Source organism: Bacillus sp. SJZ110, from assembly GCF_006715455.1.
Lineage (GTDB): Bacteria > Bacillota > Bacilli > Bacillales > Bacillaceae > Bacillus > Bacillus subtilis.
On sequence record NZ_VFNF01000004.1, the window covers coordinates 1 to 25,654 of the forward strand.

Here is a 25,654-nt window from a genome sequence, read left to right on the forward strand (position 1 = left end):
CGGCTGCAAAGTGAAGCTCCTGGGTGCATACCAGTCTTACCAATTATAAAAAAGCCCTCTAGAGGGCTTTTTTTAGTCTTTAATTAAAATGCCGGCTTCTTCGAGGGCTTGGCAAGCTTGATCGATGCGATGTTCATCAGGTGCTGTCAGTGTATGCAGGTGCACGCCGTCGGTCAGCTGTGATAAGTAGGCAGCATTCGTAGAATTGATTTTTTTAATGAAATGGCTAACTTCCTTCCGGGTGCCTACTTGGATGGCTGCAGTTAAATCTCCATACACGGGATGCTCGATTTTTACGTCTTTTACTGTAACGCCTTCGTCGACGATGAGCTGCAGTTCCTCTTCTGTCCGTTCAGGACCGTGCAGACATGCTATGATTCTTTCTGCCTGCTGGTGCTGCTGAGCGGCTGCATCCATGTATACATATCCTTGGCTTGTGGCGATAATCGGTACATTTTTCGCTTTCAAGAGCGATATATCCTGTACAATAACCTGTCTTGAAACGTTCGCTTTTTTTGCGAGTTCTCCTCCTGTCAGCGGTGATTTAGATTCCTTCAGCCACAGAAGAAGCTGGTCACGCCTGTTGGCGCCCATTAGCTTTAATTCTTCGGTCAATATCAAATTCTCCTTTCTTTTGTTCCCAAAGCACTGTAAACGTATGTAATAACTGTTCCAGCTGTTCAGCTGTTGTATGCCTGCCAAAAGAGATGCGGATAAATTGCAGAGCTTCTTGTTCGGTTTTTCTTAATGCTTTCATTGTTTCAGACGGACCGTGGTAACCTGCAGAACAAGCGCTGCCGGTTGAAATGCAAATATTACTCCGATTACATTCTAACATAACATATTGTCCTTCAAATGAGTGAAAAAAACACCCTATAATATGCGGAAGACATTCTGCTTGCGAAGTGTCTGCCGCAAGGGTTACAGGGAGAGACCGAATACGGATTTGGTCTAGAAAGTATGTTCTTAATGCCTCATTGCGGGATATCTGTTTTTCCATTTCGCTTACGATCAATTCTGCAGCGGCAGTGAAGGCACCGATCCCGGGAACATTTACGGTGCCGGCTCTGAATCCGTATTCGTGAGTAGTCAGAGGATAAACGGGTTTCCAAGGGACATCCGGCCGGATATAGACCGCCCCTACTCCTTTAGGACCGTGGATTTTATGGCTGGACATTGAGAGTGCATCTACTCCCAGATTTTTTGTATTGATCGGGATCTTTCCAAACGTTTGAACAGCGTCGCAATGAAGAAGAATCCCCTTATTGTGCAGGTATGAAGACAGGTGTTGAATGGGCTGAATGATCCCGGTTTCAGAATTTGCATGCTGAATAGATACAAGGCCTGTTTCCGGCCGGATATGGGCTAGTAAGATTTCCTCGGTAATAAGCCCGTATTCATTCGGTTCAATGACTGTTACATCATATCCCTGCTGTTCCAAAAAAGCAGCGCAATTGTGAATGGACTGATGCTCCATGGCAGTCGTAATAAAATGTCTTTTCGTTTTTGGCAGGCCGTTTAGCAATGATTGAATGGCCAGAAAATTGGATTCAGTGCCGCCGCTTGTAAAATAGATGCCGCTTGCTTCTCCGCCAATGATGTTGGCGATTTTTTCACGGCAGTACTCCAGTATGTGCTTTGCTTTTCCTCCTGCATCATGCAGGCTGCTGGCATTTCCGTACATATCCATACTAAGCTTCTGATATACAGTAAGGGCTTCCTCACAAATAGGCGTTGTCGCTGCATAATCTAAATAAATCATCCGGTCTTCCTCCATCCGTTCTCCATAAAAAACTCTTGAGTTTATTTTATCCTTGTGTAAATATAGGTGTCAAGACAGGTGTAAACAACAGGAGGATGGCATATGTCTAAAAAGACGATTGCAGTCATCGGTTCAGGGGCGGCGGCACTTTCCTTAGCTGCAGCTTTCCCACCCTCATACGAAGTGACTGTTATCACAAAAAAAAGCGTCAAAAACAGCAATTCTGTCTATGCACAAGGCGGGATTGCTGCGGCCTATGCAAAAGATGACTCGATTGAAGCCCATCTGGAGGATACGTTATACGCAGGGTGCGGCCATAATAATCTAGCTATTGCAGCAGACATTTTACATGATGGAAAAATGATGGTTCAAAGCCTATTGGAGCGTGGATTTCCATTCGACCGCAATGAACGAGGCGGTGTTTGTCTTGGAAGAGAAGGGGCCCACTCATACAACCGCATATTTCATGCAGGCGGAGACGCAACAGGCAGGCTGCTTATCGATTATTTGCTCAAACGGATCAACAGCAAAATCAAGTTAATCGAGAATGAAATGGCAGCAGATTTGCTTATAGAGGACGGACGATGTATCGGCGTCATGACAAAAGACAGCAAAGGGCGGCTCAAGGTAAGGCACGCAGACGAAGTTGTGCTGGCTGCCGGCGGCTGTGGAAACCTGTTTCTTCACCATACGAATGATCCTACTGTCACAGGTGACGGTCTTTCTCTGGCTTACCGGGCCGGGGCGGAATTAACGGATTTGGAGTTTACTCAGTTTCACCCGACACTGCTTGTGAAAAATGGTGTATCCTACGGGCTTGTTTCAGAAGCTGTCAGAGGGGAAGGCGGATGTTTAGTAGACGAAAACGGCCGCAGGATTATGGCTGAACGGCATCCTTTAGGTGACCTGGCTCCAAGAGATATTGTCTCACGGGTTATTCACGAAGAAATGGCAAAAGGAAATCGCGTTTATATAGACTTCAGTGCGATTTCTGATTTTGAAACGCGTTTCCCTACCATCACCGCTATTTGTGAAAAAGCAGAGGTTGATATTCAAAGCGGAAAAATTCCTGTTGCTCCGGGAATGCATTTCTTAATGGGAGGTGTTTCAGTTAATCGCTGGGGAGAAACGACAGTGCCGGGGCTTTATGCGATTGGCGAGACAGCATGCTCCGGTTTACATGGAGCAAACCGGCTTGCAAGCAATTCTTTATTGGAAGCGCTGGTATTTGGAAAAAGGGCAGCAGAGCATATTATCCAAAAACCGGTTTATAACAGGCAATATCAATCAGGGCTAGAAACCAGTGTCGTCTACGAGGTGCCGGATATAGAGGTGCATGAACTGCAAAGCAAAATGACAAGCCACATGTCTATTTTGCGGGAACAAAGCAGTTTGATTGAGCTTAGCATCTGGCTTCATACGCTGCCTTTTCAGGAAGTAAATGTGAAGGATATCACAATTCGGCAGATGGAACTTTCTCATCTATGGCAAACTGCAAAGCTGATGACGTTTTCTGCGCTTTTGCGGGAGGAAAGCAGAGGGGCTCACTTCCGCACCGATTTTCCTCATGCTGAGGTGAGCTGGCAAGGAAGACAAATTGTCCATACAAAAAAAGGAACGAAGATCAGAAAAAACGAGGGGATTTGGAACAATGAATCATTTACAGCTGAAAAAATTACTGAATCACTTTTTTCTTGAGGATATTGGGACAGGGGATCTTACATCGCAGTCTATTTTTGGAGAACAGAGCTGTGAAGCGGAGATTGTTGTAAAGTCAGAGGGTACTTTTGCAGGAGCAGCGATCATAAAAGAAGGCTTTTCGTTATTGGACGAAAATGTTCAAATCATTTTACACAAAAAAGATGGGGACATGTTGCATAAAGGTGAAGTGATTGCCGAGTTACACGGTCCCGCAGCTGCGCTCCTTTCAGGAGAGCGGGTCGTATTAAATCTTATTCAGAGGCTGTCAGGAATTGCGACAATGACAAGAGAGGCTGTTCGGTGTCTGGATGATGAACAGATTAAAATTTGTGACACGAGAAAAACAACACCGGGGCTCAGAATGCTGGAGAAATATGCTGTCAGAGCCGGCGGCGGGTATAATCATCGATTCGGTTTGTATGACGGCATCATGATTAAAGATAATCATATCGCAGCATGCGGCTCTATTTTAGAGGCATGCAAAAAAGCCCGTCAGGCCGCAGGGCACATGGTAAATATCGAGGTGGAAATTGAAACGGAGGGACAGCTGCGGGAAGCAATTGCAGCTGGCGCGGATGTTATTATGTTTGACAACTGTCCGCCTGATACGGTCCGTCATTTTGCAAAGCTCACACCGGATCATATAAAAACTGAAGCCTCCGGCGGGATTACGTTAGAATCTTTGCCTGCTTTTAAAGGGACGGGTGTGAATTATATTTCATTAGGATTTCTGACTCATTCCGTCAAAAGTTTAGATATCAGCATGGATGTTACGTTATCAAATGAATCTGTGGAGGAATGCCGTTATGTCAATTCTTGATGTGATCAAACAATCGAATGATATGATGCCCGAAAGTTATAAAGAACTATCGAGAAAGGATATGGAAACGCGCGTTGCCGCCATTAAAAAAAAGTTCGGCAGCAGGCTCTTTATACCAGGCCATCATTATCAAAAGGATGAAGTGATACAATTTGCTGACCAAACAGGCGACTCCCTGCAATTGGCCCAAGTAGCGGAAAAAAACAAAGAAGCGGATTATATCGTATTTTGCGGCGTTCACTTTATGGCAGAAACCGCCGATATGCTGACAAGCGAGCGGCAAACGGTCGTCCTGCCAGATATGAGAGCAGGATGTTCTATGGCTGACATGGCTGACATGCAGCAGACCAATAGGGCATGGAAGAAGCTTCAGCATATATTTGGAGATACGATCATACCTTTAACTTATGTGAACTCCACTGCGGAGATCAAGGCATTCGTCGGAAAACATGGCGGAGCAACTGTGACTTCTTCAAATGCGAAAAAAGTGCTTGAATGGGCGTTTACACAGAAAAAAAGAATTTTATTTTTGCCTGATCAGCATTTAGGGAGAAATACGGCTTATGATCTGGGCATTGCGCTTGAAGATATGGCTGTGTGGGACCCGATGAAAGATGAATTAGTAGCTGAATCCGGGCATACGAATGTGAAAGTGATTTTGTGGAAAGGGCATTGCTCTGTTCACGAGAAATTCACCACTAAAAATATCCATGATATGAGAGAGCGAGACCCCGACATTCAGATCATTGTGCACCCGGAATGTTCACACGAAGTCGTGACATTAAGCGATGATAACGGATCAACGAAATATATTATCGACACAATCAACCAGGCTCCGGCGGGAAGTAAGTGGGCAATCGGGACAGAAATGAATCTTGTCCAGCGGATCATTCAAAAGCATCCAGATAAACAAATCGAATCACTTAACCCTGACATGTGCCCTTGCCTGACAATGAACCGAATTGATTTGCCGCATTTGTTGTGGTCGCTGGAACAAATTGGAAAAGGAGAACCTTCAGGCGTCATCAAAGTGCCAAAAGCCATTCAGGAAGATGCACTCCTTGCCCTGAATCGAATGCTTTCGATCACGTAGATCAGAAATATTTTCCCTTCCTTTACTCATAACTTCTTTTGTTCAGGCATATGTTGTGAAGAAACATATTGTAATCACAGCTGAACTGTTCACGTTTTGCATAGGAGGGGAAAACGTTGAAAATCCATATCGTTCAAAAAGGTGATTCGCTCTGGAAAATAGCTGAAAAGTACGGAGTCGATGTTGAGGAAGTGAAAAAACTCAATACACAGCTTAGCAATCCAGACTTAATCATGCCTGGAATGAAAATAAAAGTGCCGTCAGAAGGAGTCCCGGTCAGAAAAGAGCCAAAAGCGGGCAAAAGTCCTGCGGCCGGGAGTGTGAAGCAAGAACATCCATATGCGAAAGAGAAGCCTAAATCCGTTGTCGATGTAGAAGACACAAAGCCGAAAGAAAAGAAGTCCATGCCGTATGTCCCGCCGATGCCTAATTTGCAGGAAAATGTGTACCCTGAAGCTGATGTGAACGATTATTATGATATGAAACAGCTTTTCCAGCCTTGGTCGCCTCCTAAACCGGAGGAGCCGAAAAAACATCATGACGGAAATATGGATCATATGTATCATATGCAAGACCAATTTCCACAACAGGAGGCTATGAGTAATATGGAAAATGCAAATTATCCGAATATGCCTAATATGCCAAAGGCGCCAGAGGTAGGCGGTGTAGAAGAGGAAAACGTTCATCACACAGTTCCGAATATGCCGATGCCGGCTGTTCAGCCTTATTATCATTATCCGGCTCATTTCGTACCGTGTCCGGTGCCTGTTTCGCCAATTCTTCCAGGATCAGGATTATGCTATCCGTACTATCCGGCACAAGCTTATCCAATGCATCCGATGCATGGATACCAGCCAGGCTTTGTATCGCCTCAGTATGACCCGGGTTATGAAAACCAGCATCATGAAAACAGCCATCACGGACATTACGGTTCATACGGTGCGCCGCAATACGCATCTCCGGCTTATGGATCTCCGTATGGACATATGCCGTATGGCCCTTATTACGGCACTCCCCAAGTAATGGGAGCATACCAGCCTGCTGCGGCTCATGGTTACATGCCATACAAAGATCATGACGACTGCGGCTGTGACGGTGATCATCAGCCATATTTCTCTGCGCCTGGCCATTCGGGAATGGGAGCTTACGGAAGCCCTAATATGCCATATGGCACAGCTAACCCAAATCCAAACCCATATTCGGCAGGAGTTTCTATGCCAATGACGAACCAGCCTTCTGTAAACCAAATGTTTGGCCGGCCGGAAGAAGAAAATGAGTGATCGTTCGGAACGATGTAAATCGTTCCTTTTTTTGTTTTCAAGCAGATCACTGCCAAATGGAGAGAACTGACAAGCTTAACATGCCCCCCATACGCACATGATAAAAGCGAGCAAACATGCTCAATTCGTCCACGGGGGGTTTTTCCATTGGGTAAAAAAATGACGATCGCTAGCCTGATTCTAATGACAGCCGGCTTAACAGCATGCGGAGCAAACGATAATGCTATGAATGATACGCGCAATAACGGCAATACCCGTCCAATCGGATATTATACAAATGAAAATGACGCCGATAGACAGGGAGACGGAATCGACCACGATGGTCCTGTTTCTGAATTAATGGAGGATCAGAACGACGGTAACCGAAACACCACGAATGTAAATAACCGTGACCGTGTTACTGCTGACGATCGTGTTCCTTTGGCAACTGACGGAACATATAACAACACGAATAACCGAAACATGAATCGGAATGCAGCGAACAACGGGTATGACAACCAAGAAAACAGAAGACTGGCTGCAAAAATTGCCAACCGTGTGAAACAAGTGAAAAACGTCAATGACACACAAGTTATGGTATCGGATGACCGAGTAGTTATCGCAGTCAGAAGCCATAGAGAGTTCACAAAGTCTGACAGAGATAATGTCGTAAAAGCAGCGCGCAACTATGCAAATGGCCGTGATGTCCAGGTATCAACAGATAAAGGGCTGTTCAGAAAACTTCATAAAATGAACAACCGCTAGGAAGGAAGGGCTGCCGGAAGTGATATTCGGCAGCCTTTTTCTTTGCATCAGCGAACAATTCCCATTAAAGTGTACATAGAAAATGTAAAAGAAGGTGAAAACATGGCAGGCCATTCCAAGTGGAAAAACATTCAAAAAAGAAAAAATGCACAGGATGCAAAGCGCGGCAAAATATTTATGAAGCTTGCAAAAGAAATCTATGTGGCAGCGAAAGAAGGCGGAGCGGATCCAGATGCAAATTCAGCATTGCGTCTTGTCATCGAAAAAGCAAAAGGCGCCAATATGCCGAATGAAAATATAGATCGGGCCATTAAAAAAGCTGCGGGAGGCCAAGATGGAAGCAGCTATGAAGAAATCACCTATGAAGGCTACGGCCCTTCAGGGATTGCCGTCATGGTTGAATGCGTAACAGATAATAAAAACCGAACGGCGTCAAATGTGCGGACAGCCTTTAATAAAAATGGCGGAAGTCTGGGAGAAAGCGGATGTGTAGCCTTTTTATTTGAACGAAAGGGGTTCATTACGATAGACCGTACTGAACGGCAAATAGAAGAAGATGAGCTCATGCTTGATGTGCTTGAAGCAGGAGGAGAAGAGCTGCGAATTGAAGAAGACCTATATGAGGTTTTCACAGAGCCTGAGCATTTTGAAGAGGTGAAAACAGCCCTCGAATCGAAATATCTAATTTCTTCGGCGGAGGTGACCATGCTTCCCAATACCTATGCAGAAGCCGATGATCAGGCTGTTGAGAAGCTGGAAACATTAATAGACGTCCTTGAAGATGACGATGATGTTCAAGAAGTGTATACAAACTATCGCTCATAAAAAACCGGCACGATGTCATATCGGGCCGGTATTAGTATGTTCAGGAGACACGTTCACTTTCATGAGTGTATTCTTTCTCCCAGAAATCAGCGTTTTTGATACCCAGCGCTTTTGGATCAAAGACAGGGTCTAAGCCCTGCTTCTTTTGGCGCTCATAATCCTTTAAAGCAAGGAGCGCCGGCTTGGCAAGCAGCACAATGGCAATGACGTTCAGCCATACCATAATGCCAAGCCCTGCATCCCCTAATGCCCAAGCAAGTGAAGCTGTTTTCACAGTACCATAGAACGTGGCGGCTAAAATAATCAGTTTTAAGCCAAGCATCGCCCATTTGCTTTCTCTGCCTCGTGCTAAATAGGCGATATTTGTTTCTGCGATGTAGTAATACGCCATAATTGTTGTAAAAGCGAAGAAGAATAAAGCGATGGCAACAAAGCCTGCACCGAATCCGGGAAGAACACTGTCAATTGCCGCTTGTGTGAAACCAGGTCCCGCTTCTACGCCTTTAAGCTGGTGAACGATAAAGGAACCATCTGCAGCCTGGGTATTGTACATGCCGGTAAACAAGATCATGAAAGCTGTAGCGGAACATACAAACAAGGTGTCAATATAAACAGAAAATGCCTGAACCAGTCCCTGCTTGACCGGATGAGAAACCTCTGCAGCAGCTGCCGGATGCGGGCCTGTTCCCTGGCCGGCTTCGTTTGAATAAATGCCACGTTTAACGCCCCAGGAAATCGCCATGCCGATTAAGCCGCCAAAAGCGGAATCCAATGCAAAGGCGCTTTTGAATATTAATGAGATCACAGCAGGCAATTCAGACACATTCATGACAATAATAATCAAAGACAGCAGGATATATCCAATTGCCATAAATGGAACAATCATTTGCGCCGCATTGGCAATTCGTTTGACGCCGCCAAAAATAATGAACCCTAATAATAAAACCAGACCACACCCTGTGACGAAAGGAGAGATGCCGAATGCATTTTGGATCCCAGCCGCAATGGAGTTGGACTGTACGCCCGGCATTAGAAAGGCCATTGCAATAAGGGCAGCAGCGGCAAATAAGACGGCAAACCACTTAATGCCTAAGCCTTTTTCTATATAATAAGCAGGGCCGCCCCGATATTGACCATCTTGTTTCACTTTGTAAATTTGAGCAAGCGTTGATTCTACAAAGGCACTCGCCGCCCCGATAAAGGCAATCGCCCACATCCAGAACACCGCACCGGGTCCGCCGAATGCAATTGCTGTCGCCACTCCCGCGATGTTTCCTGTGCCCACACGGCCGGACAGCGCAATCGATAACGCTTGGAAAGATGAAACGCCGGCTTCAGAGCTCTTGCCTTTGAACATCTGAACAATCATTTCTTTTAAATGTCGGACTTGTAAAAAACGGGTCATAATTGAAAAGGCGAATCCAATTCCCAATAAAATATAAATGACGGGCGTACTCCATAAGACCGCATTCAAACTAGCAACAAAATCTGCCATCAAGCTTCCCCCTCACTTCAAATTCGAATACATGTATAAAAAGGATTTTGGTCTAATCGAACTATTTCTACAATCGATTTGTCACATTATATGACCTGTAATTATCAATAAGAAGAGGAAGGGAAAAAGAAAAAACGCGGCGTATCGACTACGCTGCGTTTTTCTACAGAGGTAAACTTATGGCAATTGTTATAAAATCTTTCAGCAACAAATAGCCTAGTTCAGTCAAACCGTATATAAAGGATAAAGCAATCACAAAATGATTGAAATGCTTGTCATCATTTGTTCCGTTCATCTTATTCATGTTTCATCACCTCACTGACGCCTGCGGCGGTTCTTCACGGATCCAATGATCATCTTTTCGCCAATCATACGTTTCACCAGTATCAAGATGTAAAGTCTGATTGCCGATTTTCACTGTATTGTGATTGATCCACGTCACTGCTGGGCGGCTGTCCGGGTAATTCCAGTAGATTGTTCTCTTGACAAGTGTTTTTTCATTTACAAGTTCACCTCTGGCTGCATCTAAGCTCAAGGTGTTTTCGGATACATAAGTGTTTAACGTATAGCTGCCGTCCGGCGATTCAACCGATTGGACGAGATTGCCTTTCGGAACGTTTTTTAGTGAAAATAACATCCAATAGATGGCGCCGCCGAAGAAGACCAGCAGGGCAAACATAATAAGCGGGATGTTGCTGCGTGTCTTAATGTGACTCTCTCCCTTTTTTTCTCTCATTTTACTATATATCGGATTCATATGATCTTTACATTTCTTTAAAATTACCTTAATAAAGCAATGATAAGATGAAATAAAGCCAATAAAGGGTGAGGGGAGACAGAAATGGAAAAAACGTATTGTCATTCCGACGAGAAGGACCCAGAAGCGGTCTACTTAACTGTGAGAGGCTATCGAATTAAGCTGTCGCCTGAACAAATGAAACTGATTTCTGCCGTCAGAAAGTAAAAAATACATGATAAAGGCAGCCGCTTGTGCGGCTGCCTTTTTGATTTAAGAATATTTTCTTTTCCGCTGTGCGAAATGCTTTTGAAACCAATCTTTCTTATATAAAAATGCGATGATCTCCAGCCAAAAACCCGGAATCTTTTTGGGGAATATCGGTTTTTTGTAGAGTGCATGATATGCGGATTTTAAGTCGTCCCACTGCGTGCATGTTTTTGTTTGCTCAAATCTCGCAACATCAATCACCCGCACCGCCCCGGTTTTTGTCAATATCAGATTTCGCAAATGAATATCTGACGGGTTCAGTCCGGCTGCCCGGGCGTCAGAAAGCGCTTCTTCAACCTGCTGAATCATGTCATCACTGATTGCAATGCCTTTCTTCAGACAGTTATAAAAGGTTTCACCTTTAATATATTCCATGAGAATAAATGAATCGCCAGTTTCGTAAATGTCAGGATAGAATGCGGACCCGGCTAATTTTTCATAGATCGCTGCTTCTTTGACTGCTGTCGCTCGATATTCCGGAAAAAATACTTTCAGCGCCATTTTTCGACCGCCTTCTGTTAAGGCAAACACATAGGCGCTTCTTCCCTTGCCGATTAGTGTTAATTCCTCGGATTTCTCTTTGACTTTATCAAATCTGCTGTTCTTGCGGTATATGACGGAATGGGCCAGTGCCTCTGCTTTTGTCAGCATTTCATTCACCTTCTTTGCTCTATTTTATGCAGCTGTTTATAGGAAAATCATAAACTGTTCAGGAAAAAGAGCCTAATTCTAGTGTATCTGGTCTTGAAGAAGAAGGCTACTTATAAGCATGAATTGTGATAAAAGTGACATAGAACTTTTAATTTCCATTCTTGAAAAGCGCTTACAAATGGGATAGTATTAATTTTAAATAAAGCGCTTTCGTGAATGATCAAGGGGGAAGAAGCCATGACAAAACAGATTGTGACAGGGATTATCGGTGCAGGCCGCATCGGCAAACTTCATGTTCAAAATATAAGCCGGATTCCTCACATGAAAATAAAAGCAGTCTCTGACATTCAGGCAAGCCGTATAAAAAGCTGGGCCGACAGTCATCAGATTGAATACATAACCTCTGATTATCGTGATTTATTACATGATCCTGATATTGATGCTATTTTTATTTGCTCTCCTACAGCCGTACATGCACAGATGATCAAAGAAGCAGCCGAGGCGAAAAAGCATATATTTTGTGAGAAGCCCGTTAGTTTCTCTCTGGACGAAACGAGTGAAGCGCTTGCGGCTGTCCGGAAACACGGGGTAACACTTCAAGTCGGATTTAACCGCCGCTTTGATCCTCATTTTAAGAAAATCAAAACGATTGTTGAAAATGGTGAAATCGGTACACCTCATTTATTAAAAATCACGTCCCGGGACCCAGAACCCCCGAATATAGATTATGTCCGTACGTCAGGCGGATTGTTTATGGATATGTCGATCCATGATTTTGATATGGCCAGATATATTATGGGAAGCGAAGTGACGGAAGTGTATGCCAAAGGGGCGGCTTTGGTGAATCCTTCTTTTGCGGAGCTGGGTGATATTGATACAGCTGTTATTACACTGACTTTTGAAAACGGTGCCATGGCTGTGATTGATAACAGCCGCCAAGCTGTGTACGGATATGACCAGCGGGTTGAGGTTTTCGGGACGAAAGGCTCTGCAGCGGCTGACAATAGCAGGCCGACAACGGTTGAGGTGTCAACAGCTGATTTTGTGATGAAGGATAAACCGCATTTCTTTTTCCTTGAACGCTATAAGGATTCATATGAGGAGGAGATTCTCCGTTTTGCAGAAGCGATCGGCACAAACCAGGAGACTCCCTGCACCGGCAATGACGGTTTACAGGCCGGAAGGATCGCCAGAGCAGCACAGCAATCGCTTGCTTTTGGCATGCCTGTCAGCATTGAGCACACTGAAAAAATCGCTTTTTAATCTAACAGGATTACAATTCAGCAAGCTTGGGTATATACTCCATTGATACTTTAAGTAGGCGGTGGAGAAAATGAATACAGTACATGCTAAAGGAAATGTTTTGAACAAAATCGGAATTCCTTCTCACATGGTTTGGGGTTATATTGGCGTTGTCATCTTTATGGTTGGAGACGGCCTCGAACAAGGCTGGCTGTCTCCTTTTCTCGTTGATCATGGTCTCAGTATGCAGCAATCCGCATCGTTATTTACCATGTACGGCATTGCTGTCACCATCTCAGCTTGGCTTTCAGGAACGTTTGTCCAAACTTGGGGGCCGAGAAAAACGATGACTGTCGGATTGCTTGCATTTATCCTCGGTTCGGCCGCTTTTATCGGCTGGGCGATTCCTCATATGTATTATCCGGCTCTCTTGGGCAGCTATGCTCTTAGAGGCTTGGGATATCCGCTGTTTGCATACTCTTTTCTCGTATGGGTGTCATACAGCACCTCTCAAAATATTCTCGGCAAAGCCGTCGGCTGGTTTTGGTTTATGTTTACGTGCGGCCTTAACGTGCTCGGTCCGTTCTATTCCAGCTATGCAGTTCCGGCCTTTGGAGAAATCAATACGCTTTGGAGCGCTTTACTGTTTGTGGCGGCAGGCGGAATTCTTGCCTTATTTTTTAACAAAGATAAATTTACTCCGATACAAAAACAAGATCAGCCGAAATGGAAAGAACTGTCGAAGGCATTTACGATTATGTTTGAAAACCCAAAGGTAGGCATCGGCGGAGTGGTCAAGACGATTAATGCGATAGGACAATTTGGATTTGCCATCTTTCTTCCTACTTATTTAGCACGATACGGGTATTCGGTTTCGGAATGGCTGCAAATATGGGGGACGCTGTTTTTTGTGAATATTGTGTTTAATATCATTTTCGGTGCAGTCGGAGATAGACTTGGCTGGCGCAATACGGTCATGTGGTTTGGCGGTGTCGGATGCGGTATTTTTACGCTGGCGCTGTATTACACGCCTCAGCTGATCGGGCATCAGTATTGGGTGCTCATGATTATCGCCTGCTGCTACGGCGCGGCTTTAGCAGGGTACGTTCCATTAAGCGCGCTTTTGCCGACGCTTGCACCTGATAATAAAGGTGCTGCCATGTCAGTGTTGAATTTGGGATCTGGTTTATGTGCGTTTATCGCGCCGGGCATCGTGAGTCTTTTCATTGGGCCGCTCGGTGCAGGCGGCGTGATTTGGATCTTTGCGGCATTGTATTTTTTCAGTGCCTTTCTGACGCGATTCTTGACAATTTCTGAGCAAAGCACAGATGTGTATACGGAGGAACGGTTTGTCAGGGAAAATGTGCAGACAAATTTTGATAAAACGGTTAAGCAGTAGCCTCTTTGGTCAAACTAATCATAAACGTGTGCAAAGAGGTGTAGAGGGTGAAACGATTCAGCACGGCGTATCTTTTGCTGGGCATTCTTTGCTCAGCGGCAGTATTTTTAATAGGAGCTCCTTCCCGCGCACTTGGCGCGGAAGTGGAGCACTATGATTCGCTGCAGGTGCATGTGCAGCTTGAAAAGGTGTATTTGGACGGCGATGTCAGCATTGAGCATAGGCATGAAAAAGTGTTTTCTATGGATGATTTTTGGGCAGCTTATGCCGGATGGACGCTTGTGGAACAAAAAAAGGGATATGTGCTCTTCCGGAAGCAAATGGACGATATATCTCCGCTCAGCAAGGTCAACGGGTATATCGGTGTATCGGATAATGGAGTGATTTCCACTTTTCATGGGCGGCCTGAGCCAGCTTCCGAACCAATTCAGTCTTTTTTTCAAATTGATTTAGAAAGGCTGGAAAGCCATATGCAAAAAAATCTGCTGAAAGGCATTCCATTTCGGACAAAAGCGGAGTTTGAGGATGTCATCGAACATATGAAGACATACAGCGGGTAACGTCCGCTGATTGAAGACATGTATTCATGTCTTTTTTTTCGTGAAAGAATGAGAGAGAAGCGAACATATGTTAACTTTTCTATAAGACTTTGGCTGTTTTTATGGTACAATGAAGAACAGTCAAAGAGGTGAATTTGCGTGATTGAATTTGTTAAAGGGACGATTGATTATGTATCTCCCCAATATATTGTCATAGAGAACGGCGGCATCGGCTATCAGATTTTCACGCCGAATCCGTTTATATATAAGGAGAGAAGCCAGGAAACGATTTTTACATACCATCATATCAGAGAGGATGCTTTTTCGCTTTACGGTTTTTCAACAAGAGAGGAGAAGGCGCTCTTTACAAAGCTGTTAAACGTGACCGGAATTGGCCCGAAAGGAGCACTTGCCATCTTGGGCTCGGGTGATCCCGGAGCGGTCATCCAAGCAATTGAAAATGAAGATGAAGCTTTTTTGGTCAAGTTTCCTGGAGTAGGAAAGAAAACCGCACGCCAGATAATTCTAGATTTAAAAGGAAAGCTGGCAGATGTTGTGCCTGAAATGATTGAAAATCTGTTTAATCATGAAGAAAGGCTTGAAAAGCAAACAGCGGAAACGGCTCTTGAAGAAGCACTTGAAGCCCTCAGGGTTCTCGGATATGCTGAAAAAGAAATCAAAAATGTGCTTCCTCACCTTAAAGAAGAAATTGGGCTGACAACAGACCAATATGTGAAAAAAGCATTACAAAAACTATTAAAGTAAGGTGATGTTCATGGATGAACGGCTCGTCTCAAGTGAAGCAGACAACCATGAATCAGTGATAGAGCAAAGCCTGAGGCCGCAAAATCTGGCACAGTATATCGGGCAGCATAAGGTAAAAGAAAATTTGCGCGTGTTTATAGATGCGGCGAAAATGAGACAGGAGACGCTGGATCATGTTCTTCTGTACGGGCCGCCCGGACTCGGAAAAACAACGCTTGCTTCGATTGTTGCTAATGAAATGGGAGTGGAATTGCGGACGACATCAGGGCCTGCGATTGAAAGGCCTGGTGATTTGGCTGCTATATTAACGGCGCTGGAACCGGGAGATGTATTATTTATTGATGAAATACATAGGCTGCACAGATCGATCGAAGAGGTGCTTTATCCTGCAATGGAAGACTTTTGCCTGGACATTGTGATTGGCAAAGGCCCATCTGCCCGCTCGGTTCGGCTCGACCTTCCGCCTTTTACGCTGGTAGGAGCCACGACGAGGGTGGGGCTTTTGACGGCTCCTTTAAGAGACAGATTCGGCGTCATGTCTCGCCTTGAGTACTATACACAAGAAGAACTGACGGATATTGTCACAAGAACCGCTGATGTATTCGAGGTTGAGATTGATAAACCGTCGGCGCTTGAAATTGCAAGAAGATCGAGAGGGACGCCCCGCGTGGCGAACCGCCTGCTGAGAAGGGTGCGCGATTTCGCCCAAGTGCTGGGTGACAGCAGGATTACGGAAGACATTTCTCAGAATGCGCTGGAGCGGCTTCAGGTTGACCGCCTCGGTTTGGATCATATTGATCATAAGCTGCTGATGGGCATGATCGAAAAATTCAACGGCGGCCCAGTAGGCCTTGATACGATTTCAGCTACCATCGGCGAGGAACCGCATACGATTGAAGACGTATATGAACCATATCTGCTGCAAATTGGATTTATACAAAGAACGCCGCGTGGAAGGATCGTGACACCGGCCGTTTATCATCATTTCCAAATGGAGGCTCCCCGATATGACTGAATTTCCTAAGATCATTATGATTCTTGGTGCTGTTTTGCTTATTATCGGAGCAGTTTTGCATTTTGTCGGCAAGATGCCGGGAGATATTTTTGTAAAAAAAGGAAATGTCACGTTTTTCTTCCCGGTTGTCACTTGTATTATTATAAGTGTGGTATTATCAATTTTGCTTAATCTTTTTGGCAGAATGAAATAACAAAAGACTAGAATAAAGGTGAAATCATCATGAAAGTCGATTTATTTGATTTTGAACTACCAGAACGTTTAATTGCACAAGTACCGTTGGAGCAGCGTGATGCTTCAAGGCTGATGGTGCTCGATAAACATACAGGGCAGCTTACTGACAGCTCGTTTAAACACATTATCAGCTTCTTTAACGAAGGCGATTGTCTAGTCCTGAACAATACCCGGGTACTGCCTGCGCGGTTATTCGGCACAAAAGAGGATACCGGCGCGAAAGTGGAACTTCTTTTGTTGAAACAGGAAACCGGTGATAAATGGGAAACACTTGCCAAACCGGCGAAACGGGTGAAAAAAGGAACTGTTGTCACATTTGGAGACGGAAGATTGAAGGCAATCTGCACGGAAGAGCTTGAGCACGGCGGCAGAAAGATGGAATTTCAATATGACGGTATTTTCTACGAGGTGCTTGAATCCCTTGGAGAGATGCCGCTCCCTCCATATATCAAAGAACAGCTTGATGACAAAGAGCGCTACCAGACAGTATATTCAAAAGAAATCGGCTCTGCTGCTGCGCCTACAGCTGGCCTTCATTTCACGGAAGAAATCTTACAGCAGCTGAAAGACAAAGGCGTGCAAATTGAGTTCATCACACTGCACGTAGGCCTTGGAACGTTTCGCCCTGTGAGTGCCGATGAAGTGGAAGAGCATAATATGCATGCAGAGTTTTATCAAATGTCAGAAGAAACGGCTGCAGCCTTAAACAAAGTAAGAGAAAATGGCGGTCGGATCATTTCTGTCGGCACGACCTCGACACGCACGCTTGAGACGATTGCCGGGGAACATGACGGGCAATTTAAAGCATCAAGCGGCTGGACATCTATTTTTATTTATCCGGGCTATGAATTTAAAGCCATTGACGGAATGATTACAAACTTCCATTTGCCGAAATCGTCATTGATTATGCTGGTCAGCGCGCTTGCTGGAAGAGAAAACATTCTGCGTGCCTATAACCATGCAGTCGAAGAGGAATACCGTTTCTTCAGCTTCGGAGACGCGATGCTGATTATATAATTTGAGAACAGGAGGCCTCATCAAAAGTGGCTGAACAACCAATACGCTATGAATTTATAAAAGAATGCAAACAAACAGGAGCGCGGCTGGGCAAAGTGCATACGCCTCACGGCTCCTTCGAAACGCCGGTTTTTATGCCGGTCGGCACACTGGCGACAGTCAAAACAATGTCGCCTGAAGAGCTGAAAGCAATGGATGCAGGCATCATTTTGAGCAACACTTATCATCTATGGCTTCGTCCGGGCCAAGACATTGTCAAAGAAGCGGGCGGGCTCCATAAATTTATGAACTGGGACCGCGCAATTTTAACAGATTCAGGCGGTTTTCAGGTCTTTTCTTTAAGCAAGTTTCGTAATATAGAGGAAGAGGGTGTCCATTTCCGCAATCATCTAAATGGAGACAAGCTGTTTTTATCTCCGGAAAAAGCGATGGAGATCCAAAACGCACTCGGCTCTGATATTATGATGGCGTTTGATGAATGCCCGCCATACCCGGCGGAGTACGACTACATGAAGAGGTCAGTTGAACGGACAAGCCGTTGGGCGGAACGCTGCCTGAATGCCCACAATCGTCAGGATGAACAAGGGCTGTTTGGTATTGTACAAGGCGGAGAATATGAAGATCTGCGGACACAAAGTGCGAAGGACTTGATTTCCCTTGATTTTCCGGGATATGCTATAGGCGGATTGTCTGTAGGTGAACCGAAGGATGTCATGAACCGTGTACTCGAATTTACAACACCGCTCTTGCCGAAGGATAAACCGAGATATCTGATGGGAGTAGGTTCTCCGGATGCACTGATCGACGGAGCGATCCGCGGGGTCGATATGTTTGACTGTGTGCTGCCTACACGGATTGCAAGAAACGGCACAGTGTTTACTGCTGAAGGACGACTCAATATGAAAAATGCGAAATTTGAAAGAGACTTCCGTCCGATTGATGAAGAGTGTGATTGCTATACATGTAAAAACTACACTCGCGCGTACATTAGGCACTTGATTCGCTGCAATGAAACATTCGGCCTTCGATTAACAACTTACCATAACCTTCATTTTCTGTTACACTTAATGGAGCAGGTAAGACAGGCTATTCGCGAGGATCGTCTGGGTGATTTCAGAGAAGAGTTCTTTGAGCGTTACGGCTATAACAAGCCAAATGCGAAAAGCTTCTAAATAAACATAACAGGCTTACAGAAAGGGGTGAAAATGATGACTGGCACTTTAGGTACATTGGTTCCTATTATTTTAATGTTTGCGGTCCTTTACTTCTTGCTGATTCGTCCTCAGCAAAAGCAGCAAAAGGCTGTACGCCAAATGCAAGAGGAACTGAAAAAAGGCGATTCAGTAGTGACAATCGGGGGATTGCACGGTACTGTTGACTCTATCGACGAAAGCAAAGTCGTAATTAAGACTGGTGATAACACACGTCTTACGTTCGACCGCCGCGCGATCAGAGAAGTTTCTGCTGCTGAATAACAGCAGGAGCTATACATAGCAAACAAAAAAGAGCGGGCAAGTGAGCCCGCTCTTTTTTTATGTGGAAGACCTGTTTCCCCTCATGTTCACGCCGAAAATCCCGCCCAGCATGCACACCCCTAAAAATCCCAGATGGAAGATCAGCTGTTCTGCTGTAAATGTCTTTCCGAATCCTAAATACTGAAACAATAAGATAATCAGAGAAAAACTTAAGGCAGTCAATGCTCCAATCATCCAGCCTCTTTCCTTGCCTTTCCCGCCTGAAATGAACCCGCCGATAAATAAAGAGAGAAATGAGATAGCTGTGATCAGCCAGTTAAATGATGATTCTTCCAGCGAGGTTGCGGTCAATAAAAGTGAAACCGCCAAACTTGTCAGGAGCATGGCTGCAAATATGGCGATTAAGCCGTAAAGAATGCCTTTTCCAACTTGTTTCGTCTCCTCCATGATTGTCTCCTTTCTGCCTGTATTAAAAGGCTTCTGTTCTTTTGGCACAAAGCCGTCAGACATGCTGATGGCTCGTCTTTGTAAAAATGTATTCCCTTATCCCATGAATTAGACGTAAAAGCTTTGTGAAATGCAATCGGTTTTTCTTACATAAATTGATCATTTTGTTGCAACCTATAATGAGTTGGAGGTGCATGATGGAAGAGCTTCTCACTATTGCGTTTCGCACAGTCGTATTGTATTTTGTGATATTGATCATTTTTCGTCTCATGGGCAAGCGGGAGATCGGAGAGCTTAGTATATTAGATCTCGTTGTCTTTATCATGATGGCTGAAATTGCCGTTTTAGCCATAGAAAACGTAGACGATCATCTATTTCATACCATTTTGCCAATGCTTGTATTAATGATCATTCAAGTGACTTTGGCATACTTTTCTTTAAAAAACCGAAAAGTCCGCCAGCTTCTTGACGGTAAGCCGACCATAATTATCAAATATGGAAAAATTGACGAAGACGCCATGAAATCACAGCGTTATAATTTTGATGATTTAATGGTTCAGCTCAGAGAAAATAGCATCGACAGAGTAGCTGACGTATCATTTGCTATTTTAGAGCCGTCGGGCAAACTGACTATTGTAAAGAAAGAAAACAGCGGAGAGCATCGACAGCTCGAAATGCCGCTCATTATAGACGGCTTCATTCAAACAGAAAACCTGTCCAGAATCAGTAAAGATAAAAAATGGCTGCTCGAAAGTTTGCAAAAACACGGATACACAAACCCTTCAGATATTTCTTTTTGCTCGTTTACAGACGGAGAATTATTTATTGATGAAAAAGATGGGCACCGCCCGTAACCGTTATCGGACGATTAGACGTCCGATAATGGGAATGCGGCGAAGCTCATCTTTTTTAATTAAACGGAAAACGAGCAGGAGGATTATATAAATGGCGGCGCTCACCGCAATCCATCCGGCTAGATTGACAGCCTCAGATGCTCCAAAGCTTATATATTGTTTGATGGCGGAGCTGATAAATCCGCAAATTACAATAACAGCGAAGCTGAGCGCATACTCCTTGATTTTGATGCTGATCGGCAGCACTTTGCTTACGGTTGCTGCGTGCAATAGCGTGACGAGCACCATGCCTGTCACAATGGCTAATGCCGCGCCCATAATGCCAAGAGAAGGCCTTGTGGCAAGGACAAAAATAAGGCCTGTTTTGACAAGCGCTCCGATTAAGCTGTTCATCATCGCAGCTCCAGCCAAATTAAGCGCCTGCAGCACAGCTTGAAGCGGGCCTTGGAAATAATAAAGCAGAAAAAATGGGGCCATTACTTTTATAAATACAGCTGCGCCTGAGGAACCGTACATCACTCTCATCAGCTCATCTGCAAATACAAATAAAATAACAACTGAAATGCCTCCGCTGAGCAGACAGAGACGCATCGCCTGTTCCAAGCGGTATTCCACCACCTGCAATTTTTTCTGCTCCATTCCTTCACTGATCGCAGGAACAAGCGCGGTCGACAAAGAATATGTAATAAAGCTGGGCAGAGTCAGCAGCGTCATGGCAAAGCCGGTCAGTTCCCCGTATTGCTTTGTTGCGGCAACTGTTGCCACACCGGCGATGGCAAGGCTTTGAGCGACGACGATTGGCTCGAAAAACCAAGAGAGGTTTCCGATAAAGCGGCTCCCGGTTGTTGGAAGGGACACGCTCATTAATTGGGTAAAGGTTTGTTTTCCGTTTTTAATTGACTGGAAAAAATGCTTTCTGATTTTAATTGTCTTTTTATACTTAAAGCAAACGAATAAATAAAGAAGTGATGCCAGCTCCCCTGCCACTGAGGATAGCATTGCCCCCGCTGCAGCATATTCAATTCCGTAAGGGAGAAAAATCGTTGTGCAGACAGCCACGAGTGAAATGCGGACGACCTGTTCAAGGACTTGTGACATAGCAAGCGGGTTCATATTCTGTTTTCCTTGAAAGTATCCCCTCAGCACACTCGATATAGCAATAATCGGCACTACCGGCGTAATGGCCAGGAGCGGATACAGTGTTCGCTTATCTGTCAGCATCGTTTCAGCCATAACCGGGGCGAAAAACAGAAACAGCGGTGTAAAGATGAGGCTGAGCACTCCCGTGATGGTCAGAGACATGACTAAAATATTTTTCGTTTTTTGATGATCTCCGCGCGCACTGGCTTCAGCGACTAGCTTGCTGATCGCGACCGGCAGACCGAATTGAGTTAATGTAGTGGCCAAGAAGAAGGTAGGCGCCGCCATCATGTAAAGCCCGACTCCTTCTTCACCGATAAAACGGGCGATAACCACCCGGTTGACAAACCCGAGCATTCTTGTAACCATTCCTGCTGCGATAAGGATAAGAGTGCCCTTTAAAAACGTCTGTTTCGCCATTTTTACCCCCTGCCTTCTCAAACTACCTGGAATCATATACAATAAAGATATGCGTATATATCGTCCAAGCATGACAAGTCTTCTTGAAAAACAATAAAAAAGGAGCGTGGAATTCGTGGAGAAGCATCCAGCCGATCTATATAAAGACCACGTCAGGCCGTTTCTTTACAGCAAACTGGAAGAGTTTAAGATTCTCGGGTATGATGATGTTGAACTCGAAAGTTTGTGGTCATACTTAACAGATAAGAAGTGGAAAAAGAAAACGGAACTGAACATTTATGAACTGGCGAGTGATATTTTATCAGTGAAAATTGGCGAATTTATGAACTATGCAACCGTTGAGTCATTTAAAACGTCTAATTGGCTGGGCAGTGAAGAGGGCCAGGAAGCATTGGAAGAACTGCTGAGATAGCAGGTTGATTCGCACAGGTTTAAGGGAGGATATACATAATGAAAAAAGGACGCTTGATTGCGTTTTTCCTTTTCGTTCTATTGATCGGCACGGGCTTGGGCTACTTTACGAAGCCTGCCGCTAACAATATTACGTTAGGATTGGATTTGCAAGGCGGATTTGAGGTGCTGTATGATGTACAGCCTGTAAAAAAAGGTGACAAAATCACAAAAGACGTTCTGGTCAGCACAGTAGAGGCATTGAACCGCCGGGCCAATGTTCTCGGTGTCAGCGAACCGAACATCCAAATTGAAGGGAATAACCGGATTCGCGTTCAGCTCGCTGGTGTGACAAACCAAAACAGAGCGCGTGAAATTTTGGCGACTGAAGCGCAGCTTTCTTTCAGAGATACGAATGACAAAGAATTGCTGAATGGCTCTGACCTCGTCGAAAACGGAGCTAAACAAACGTATGACGCCAAAACAAATGAACCGATTGTCAGCATTAAACTAAAAGATGCTGATAAATTCGGCGAAGTGACCAAAAAGGTCATGAAAATGGCGCCGAACAACCAGCTTGTTATTTGGATGGATTATGAAAAAGGGGATTCCTTTAAAAAAGAGGTTCAAAAAGAGCACCCTAAATATGTATCCGCCCCAAATGTAAGTCAGGAATTAAACACAACTGACGTTACAATTGAAGGGCAATTTACGGTTCAAGAAGCAAAAGATTTAGCCAGCATTTTAAACGCAGGCGCACTTCCTGTGAAACTGACTGAAAAATATTCAACATCAGTAGGCGCACAATTCGGCCAGCAGGCTCTCCATGATACGGTGTTTGCCGGTATTGTCGGTATCGCAATTATTTTCTTATTTATGCTTTTCTATTACCGTCTGCCGGGATTAATCGCGGTGATTACGCTATCTGTTTATATCTACATTACACTCCAGATCTTTGACTGGATGAATGCCGTACTCACGCTTCCGGGAATTGCCGCTCTCATTTTAGGTGTCGGGATGGCTGTTGACGCCAACATTATTACCTATGAGCGGATTAAAGAAGAGCTCAAGCTAGGAAAGTCAGTCCGCTCTGCCTTCCGTTCAGGAAACAGACGGTCATTTGCGACGATTTTTGATGCGAATATTACAACCATTATTGCAGCGGTTGTGCTCTTTATCTTTGGGACAAGCTCTGTTAAAGGGTTTGCGACAATGCTGATCCTATCGATTTTGACAAGCTTTATCACTGCCGTTTTCTTATCGAGATTTCTCCTCGCTCTCCTTGTGGAAAGCAGATGGCTTGATCGGAAAAAAGGCTGGTTTGGTGTCAATAAGAAACATATCATGGATATTCAGGATACGGATGAAAATACAGAGCCGCATACGCCATTCCAAAAATGGGATTTCACGAGCAAACGCAAATACTTCTTTATTTTCTCCAGTGCAGTCACGGTTGCCGGGATTATTATCCTGCTTGTGTTCAGGCTGAATCTTGGCATTGACTTTGCTAGCGGTGCACGGATTGAAGTGCAAAGCGACCATAAGCTGACAACAGAGCAAGTTGAGAAGGATTTTGAATCTCTGGGTATGGACCCTGATACTGTAGTTCTGTCAGGCGAAAAGAGCAATATCGGTGTTGCCCGTTTTGTCGGGGTGCCAGATAAAGAAACCATAGCAAAAGTAAAAACGTATTTTAAAGACAAATACGGATCAGAGCCAAATGTCAGCACAGTTTCACCGACAGTCGGTAAGGAGCTGGCAAGAAATGCGCTGTACGCAGTTGCTATAGCTTCTATTGGCATCATTATTTACGTTTCAATCCGATTCGAATACAAAATGGCGATTGCTGCCATCGCCTCATTGCTATATGACGCATTCTTTATCGTCACGTTCTTCAGTATTACAAGGCTTGAGGTAGATGTTACGTTCATCGCGGCCATCTTGACGATAATCGGGTATTCCATTAACGATACAATCGTTACATTTGACAGGGTCCGCGAGCATATGAAAAAGCGCAAGCCGAAAACATTTGCCGATCTGAACCATATTGTAAACCTGAGCCTGCAGCAAACCTTTACACGTTCAATTAACACTGTATTAACTGTTGTGATTGTTGTTGTGACATTGCTGATCTTTGGAGCATCTTCTATTACTAACTTCTCAATTGCTTTATTGGTCGGGCTGTTAACAGGCGTTTATTCTTCTCTATACATTGCCGCACAAATTTGGCTTGCATGGAAAGGAAGAGAACTGAAAAAAGATTCGGCGCAATAAAAAATATCAGGCTGTCCTCTGCAGGGCAGCCTGTTTTTTGAAGTTTCATTGAACTTAAAATAGACATTTGCTATAATGAAATACGCTTACATTTAAACATATATATGGTATTAAAAGTGTTTATGACTGGTTTTCAGATATGTAGGAGGGTTTATATATGAGGGTTCGCGAATCAGAGCTGCCGGGCATAGGACAAAAAGTTGAAATGATTACTAGAAACCGTGATAAAATTTCAATTATCATTCATCATGACGGACGAAGAGAGCTTTACTATTTTGACGAAAACGACCATGAGGAATGTGTTGCCTCCGTGCAGTTTGATGACGCTGAAGCAAGGCAAATGTCTGCAATTCTTGGCGGAATGGCATATAAACCGAAAGCGTTAGAACAGGTCGAGTCAGCCCTTGATGATTTGATTATAGAGTGGTGTAAAGCAGAGGCGGGAGCGCCTGCCATTCATCAGACGATTGGTGATTTGAATGTGGGTCAGGAATATCATGTAACGGTCATTGCAATTGTAAAAAAGAATCAGGATAAACAACTGAATCCGAGCTCTGAAACAGTCATTGACGAAGGCGATACACTTGTGATTTCCGGTGAGGGAACCGGACTGAAGAGGCTGATCTGGGAAAAATTAACAGCAAAGGGAGCTTAACCTAGTGTTAAGCCATGTTTAAAACCAGTCTTGATGGGGAAAGTTACCTCAATAAGAAGTTTGGGGGAAAAGAGAATGAATAAACAATGGACCATTATTTTCGCACTTATTTTCACCTTAATTGTCGCTATTTTCGCAGTCATTAATGTTCGATCCGTAGAAGTTGATTACCTGTTTGGAAGATCAGAATGGCCGCTCATTCTTGTTATTTTGGGCTCAGTTTTAATGGGAGCGCTGATCGTATTTTCTGTCGGCATTTTTCAGGTAATGAAATTGAAGCGGGAAATAAAAACCTTGCGGAAAGAAAATAGAACAGCAATACATAAACAAGAGGATACTCATCTTGCTGATCAGACTGACACACAGGATGCATCAGCCATGATTGAGAAAAAAGACTAGTTTTCGAATATT

The 25,654-nt window shown here is 44.4% G+C and carries 29 protein-coding genes; 21 read left to right on the forward strand and 8 right to left on the reverse strand.

Translation table 11 applies throughout. From position 1 onward, the window contains the following. Positions 1-72: 72 nt before the first annotated feature. Positions 73-615: a transcription repressor NadR gene (locus FB592_RS12255; protein ID WP_004398582.1), complete on the reverse strand. Its 543-nt coding sequence runs from the start codon at positions 613-615 to the stop codon at positions 73-75. After that, on the reverse strand, positions 575-1,762 hold the full coding sequence (gene nifS / locus FB592_RS12260; protein ID WP_103803776.1) for a cysteine desulfurase NifS: 1,188 nt from the start codon (positions 1,760-1,762) through the stop codon (positions 575-577). The genes FB592_RS12255 and nifS overlap by 41 nt, the downstream gene beginning before the upstream one ends. Before the next feature lie 102 nt (positions 1,763-1,864). Here nifS and nadB point away from each other — a divergent pair, with 102 nt between their 5' ends. The 6 genes from nadB to FB592_RS12290 all read left to right on the forward strand — a co-directional run bounded on the left by nadB (position 1,865) and on the right by FB592_RS12290 (position 8,225). Then, positions 1,865-3,460 (forward strand): L-aspartate oxidase, encoded by a 1,596-nt coding sequence (gene nadB, locus FB592_RS12265; RefSeq protein ID WP_103803777.1) that lies wholly within the window; start codon positions 1,865-1,867, stop codon positions 3,458-3,460. Next, positions 3,414-4,283 (forward strand): carboxylating nicotinate-nucleotide diphosphorylase, encoded by an 870-nt coding sequence (nadC, locus tag FB592_RS12270; RefSeq protein ID WP_103803778.1) that lies wholly within the window; start codon positions 3,414-3,416, stop codon positions 4,281-4,283. Before nadB ends, nadC begins: the two co-directional genes overlap by 47 nt. Next, a complete protein-coding gene (nadA, locus tag FB592_RS12275) occupies positions 4,270-5,376 on the forward strand; it encodes a quinolinate synthase NadA (RefSeq protein ID WP_021480234.1) in 1,107 nt (368 codons plus the stop codon). Before nadC ends, nadA begins: the two co-directional genes overlap by 14 nt. A 116-nt stretch (positions 5,377-5,492) precedes the next feature. Next, positions 5,493-6,656, forward strand: coding sequence for a spore coat assembly protein SafA (safA, locus tag FB592_RS12280; protein ID WP_021480233.1), 1,164 nt, complete (start codon positions 5,493-5,495; stop codon positions 6,654-6,656). Between the two features lie 147 nt (positions 6,657-6,803). After that, entirely contained in the window at positions 6,804-7,400 is a 597-nt protein-coding gene (gene sgpA / locus FB592_RS12285; RefSeq protein ID WP_038829633.1) for a spore germination protein SgpA, read from the forward strand. A gap of 102 nt (positions 7,401-7,502) precedes the next feature. Further along, positions 7,503-8,225, forward strand: coding sequence for a YebC/PmpR family DNA-binding transcriptional regulator (locus FB592_RS12290; protein WP_038829636.1), 723 nt, complete (start codon positions 7,503-7,505; stop codon positions 8,223-8,225). Between the two features lie 40 nt (positions 8,226-8,265). Here FB592_RS12290 and FB592_RS12295 read toward each other — a convergent pair whose 3' ends face one another. From FB592_RS12295 to FB592_RS12305, 3 genes are all read right to left on the reverse strand, one after another. Continuing rightward, on the reverse strand, positions 8,266-9,720 hold the full coding sequence (locus FB592_RS12295) for an alanine/glycine:cation symporter family protein (RefSeq protein WP_021480230.1): 1,455 nt from the start codon (positions 9,718-9,720) through the stop codon (positions 8,266-8,268). Positions 9,721-9,883: 163 nt separating this feature from the next. Continuing rightward, positions 9,884-10,024 (reverse strand): hypothetical protein, encoded by a 141-nt coding sequence (locus tag FB592_RS12300; RefSeq protein WP_029727127.1) that lies wholly within the window; start codon positions 10,022-10,024, stop codon positions 9,884-9,886. A gap of 6 nt (positions 10,025-10,030) precedes the next feature. Continuing rightward, a complete protein-coding gene (locus FB592_RS12305) occupies positions 10,031-10,582 on the reverse strand; it encodes a DUF5412 family protein (protein ID WP_374953981.1) in 552 nt (183 codons plus the stop codon). On the opposite strand from FB592_RS12305, the gene FB592_RS12310 reads away from it, so the two are divergent. After that, positions 10,562-10,684, forward strand: coding sequence for a hypothetical protein (locus tag FB592_RS12310; protein ID WP_141949554.1), 123 nt, complete (start codon positions 10,562-10,564; stop codon positions 10,682-10,684). The two genes, FB592_RS12305 and FB592_RS12310, sit on opposite strands and share 21 nt — an antisense overlap. 45 nt (positions 10,685-10,729) lie before the next feature. Here the strand turns inward: FB592_RS12310 and FB592_RS12315 are convergent, their stop codons facing one another. Further along, a complete protein-coding gene (locus FB592_RS12315) occupies positions 10,730-11,377 on the reverse strand; it encodes a phosphotransferase (RefSeq protein WP_103803779.1) in 648 nt (215 codons plus the stop codon). Positions 11,378-11,614: 237 nt separating this feature from the next. On the opposite strand from FB592_RS12315, the gene iolG reads away from it, so the two are divergent. The 9 genes from iolG to yajC all read left to right on the forward strand — a co-directional run bounded on the left by iolG (position 11,615) and on the right by yajC (position 19,063). Then, positions 11,615-12,640, forward strand: a complete 1,026-nt coding sequence (gene iolG / locus FB592_RS12320; protein ID WP_032726305.1) for an inositol 2-dehydrogenase — start codon at positions 11,615-11,617, stop codon at positions 12,638-12,640. A gap of 70 nt (positions 12,641-12,710) precedes the next feature. After that, complete coding sequence (locus tag FB592_RS12325; RefSeq protein WP_085186634.1) at positions 12,711-14,018, forward strand: MFS transporter; 1,308 nt, start codon at positions 12,711-12,713, stop codon at positions 14,016-14,018. Positions 14,019-14,065: 47 nt separating this feature from the next. Continuing rightward, positions 14,066-14,578 carry a sporulation cell-cell signaling protein BofC gene (bofC, locus tag FB592_RS12330; protein ID WP_141949555.1) on the forward strand — a complete coding sequence of 171 codons (513 nt, stop codon included), beginning with the start codon at positions 14,066-14,068 and terminating at the stop codon, positions 14,576-14,578. Between the two features lie 138 nt (positions 14,579-14,716). Beyond that, positions 14,717-15,322, forward strand: coding sequence for a Holliday junction branch migration protein RuvA (gene ruvA, locus FB592_RS12335; protein ID WP_141949556.1), 606 nt, complete (start codon positions 14,717-14,719; stop codon positions 15,320-15,322). A gap of 10 nt (positions 15,323-15,332) precedes the next feature. Next, positions 15,333-16,337 carry a Holliday junction branch migration DNA helicase RuvB gene (ruvB, locus tag FB592_RS12340; protein WP_141949557.1) on the forward strand — a complete coding sequence of 335 codons (1,005 nt, stop codon included), beginning with the start codon at positions 15,333-15,335 and terminating at the stop codon, positions 16,335-16,337. Then, entirely contained in the window at positions 16,330-16,530 is a 201-nt protein-coding gene (locus tag FB592_RS12345) for a DUF2905 domain-containing protein (RefSeq protein WP_003222669.1), read from the forward strand. Before ruvB ends, FB592_RS12345 begins: the two co-directional genes overlap by 8 nt. Before the next feature lie 29 nt (positions 16,531-16,559). Continuing rightward, positions 16,560-17,588: a tRNA preQ1(34) S-adenosylmethionine ribosyltransferase-isomerase QueA gene (queA, locus tag FB592_RS12350; RefSeq protein WP_124072893.1), complete on the forward strand. Its 1,029-nt coding sequence runs from the start codon at positions 16,560-16,562 to the stop codon at positions 17,586-17,588. Between the two features lie 26 nt (positions 17,589-17,614). Further along, positions 17,615-18,760, forward strand: coding sequence for a tRNA guanosine(34) transglycosylase Tgt (gene tgt, locus FB592_RS12355; protein ID WP_003229725.1), 1,146 nt, complete (start codon positions 17,615-17,617; stop codon positions 18,758-18,760). Positions 18,761-18,796: 36 nt separating this feature from the next. After that, on the forward strand, positions 18,797-19,063 hold the full coding sequence (yajC, locus tag FB592_RS12360) for a preprotein translocase subunit YajC (RefSeq protein WP_004398708.1): 267 nt from the start codon (positions 18,797-18,799) through the stop codon (positions 19,061-19,063). A 57-nt stretch (positions 19,064-19,120) separates the two neighbouring features. Here the strand turns inward: yajC and FB592_RS12365 are convergent, their stop codons facing one another. Continuing rightward, positions 19,121-19,510: a TIGR04086 family membrane protein gene (locus FB592_RS12365; protein ID WP_031315243.1), complete on the reverse strand. Its 390-nt coding sequence runs from the start codon at positions 19,508-19,510 to the stop codon at positions 19,121-19,123. Between the two features lie 197 nt (positions 19,511-19,707). Here FB592_RS12365 and FB592_RS12370 point away from each other — a divergent pair, with 197 nt between their 5' ends. After that, positions 19,708-20,364 (forward strand): DUF421 domain-containing protein, encoded by a 657-nt coding sequence (locus tag FB592_RS12370; protein ID WP_015483509.1) that lies wholly within the window; start codon positions 19,708-19,710, stop codon positions 20,362-20,364. A 3-nt stretch (positions 20,365-20,367) separates the two neighbouring features. Here the strand turns inward: FB592_RS12370 and spoVB are convergent, their stop codons facing one another. Next, positions 20,368-21,924: a stage V sporulation protein B gene (spoVB, locus tag FB592_RS12375; RefSeq protein WP_015251562.1), complete on the reverse strand. Its 1,557-nt coding sequence runs from the start codon at positions 21,922-21,924 to the stop codon at positions 20,368-20,370. A 115-nt stretch (positions 21,925-22,039) separates the two neighbouring features. Here spoVB and comN point away from each other — a divergent pair, with 115 nt between their 5' ends. The 4 genes from comN (at position 22,040) to FB592_RS12395 (ending at position 25,642) form a co-directional block, all read left to right on the forward strand. Continuing rightward, positions 22,040-22,336 carry a post-transcriptional regulator ComN gene (gene comN, locus FB592_RS12380; protein WP_003229735.1) on the forward strand — a complete coding sequence of 99 codons (297 nt, stop codon included), beginning with the start codon at positions 22,040-22,042 and terminating at the stop codon, positions 22,334-22,336. Positions 22,337-22,374: 38 nt separating this feature from the next. After that, entirely contained in the window at positions 22,375-24,588 is a 2,214-nt protein-coding gene (secDF, locus tag FB592_RS12385) for a protein translocase subunit SecDF (protein ID WP_015714442.1), read from the forward strand. A gap of 157 nt (positions 24,589-24,745) precedes the next feature. Then, entirely contained in the window at positions 24,746-25,243 is a 498-nt protein-coding gene (locus tag FB592_RS12390) for a cation:proton antiporter regulatory subunit (RefSeq protein WP_015714441.1), read from the forward strand. Between the two features lie 75 nt (positions 25,244-25,318). Next, a complete protein-coding gene (locus FB592_RS12395) occupies positions 25,319-25,642 on the forward strand; it encodes a LapA family protein (RefSeq protein ID WP_003229740.1) in 324 nt (107 codons plus the stop codon). Positions 25,643-25,654 lie beyond the last annotated feature (12 nt).

Coding starts and splice junctions, on each gene's coding strand:
- FB592_RS12345 (WP_003222669.1), top strand. CDS start 16,330: ATGACTGAATTTCCTAAGATCATTATGATTCTTGGTGCTGTTTTGCTT.
- FB592_RS12290 (WP_038829636.1), top strand. CDS start 7,503: ATGGCAGGCCATTCCAAGTGGAAAAACATTCAAAAAAGAAAAAATGCA.
- nifS (WP_103803776.1), bottom strand. CDS start 1,762: ATGATTTATTTAGATTATGCAGCGACAACGCCTATTTGTGAGGAAGCC.
- FB592_RS12325 (WP_085186634.1), top strand. CDS start 12,711: ATGAATACAGTACATGCTAAAGGAAATGTTTTGAACAAAATCGGAATT.
- ruvB (WP_141949557.1), top strand. CDS start 15,333: ATGGATGAACGGCTCGTCTCAAGTGAAGCAGACAACCATGAATCAGTG.
- FB592_RS12300 (WP_029727127.1), bottom strand. CDS start 10,024: ATGAATAAGATGAACGGAACAAATGATGACAAGCATTTCAATCATTTT.
- nadB (WP_103803777.1), top strand. CDS start 1,865: ATGTCTAAAAAGACGATTGCAGTCATCGGTTCAGGGGCGGCGGCACTT.
- yajC (WP_004398708.1), top strand. CDS start 18,797: ATGACTGGCACTTTAGGTACATTGGTTCCTATTATTTTAATGTTTGCG.
- spoVB (WP_015251562.1), bottom strand. CDS start 21,924: ATGGCGAAACAGACGTTTTTAAAGGGCACTCTTATCCTTATCGCAGCA.
- FB592_RS12295 (WP_021480230.1), bottom strand. CDS start 9,720: ATGGCAGATTTTGTTGCTAGTTTGAATGCGGTCTTATGGAGTACGCCC.
- nadA (WP_021480234.1), top strand. CDS start 4,270: ATGTCAATTCTTGATGTGATCAAACAATCGAATGATATGATGCCCGAA.
- FB592_RS12310 (WP_141949554.1), top strand. CDS start 10,562: ATGGAAAAAACGTATTGTCATTCCGACGAGAAGGACCCAGAAGCGGTC.
- FB592_RS12315 (WP_103803779.1), bottom strand. CDS start 11,377: ATGCTGACAAAAGCAGAGGCACTGGCCCATTCCGTCATATACCGCAAG.
- FB592_RS12305 (WP_374953981.1), bottom strand. CDS start 10,582: ATGACAATACGTTTTTTCCATTTCTGTCTCCCCTCACCCTTTATTGGC.
- secDF (WP_015714442.1), top strand. CDS start 22,375: ATGAAAAAAGGACGCTTGATTGCGTTTTTCCTTTTCGTTCTATTGATC.
- FB592_RS12395 (WP_003229740.1), top strand. CDS start 25,319: ATGAATAAACAATGGACCATTATTTTCGCACTTATTTTCACCTTAATT.
- FB592_RS12390 (WP_015714441.1), top strand. CDS start 24,746: ATGAGGGTTCGCGAATCAGAGCTGCCGGGCATAGGACAAAAAGTTGAA.
- nadC (WP_103803778.1), top strand. CDS start 3,414: ATGAATCATTTACAGCTGAAAAAATTACTGAATCACTTTTTTCTTGAG.
- FB592_RS12370 (WP_015483509.1), top strand. CDS start 19,708: ATGGAAGAGCTTCTCACTATTGCGTTTCGCACAGTCGTATTGTATTTT.
- iolG (WP_032726305.1), top strand. CDS start 11,615: ATGACAAAACAGATTGTGACAGGGATTATCGGTGCAGGCCGCATCGGC.
- queA (WP_124072893.1), top strand. CDS start 16,560: ATGAAAGTCGATTTATTTGATTTTGAACTACCAGAACGTTTAATTGCA.
- FB592_RS12365 (WP_031315243.1), bottom strand. CDS start 19,510: ATGGAGGAGACGAAACAAGTTGGAAAAGGCATTCTTTACGGCTTAATC.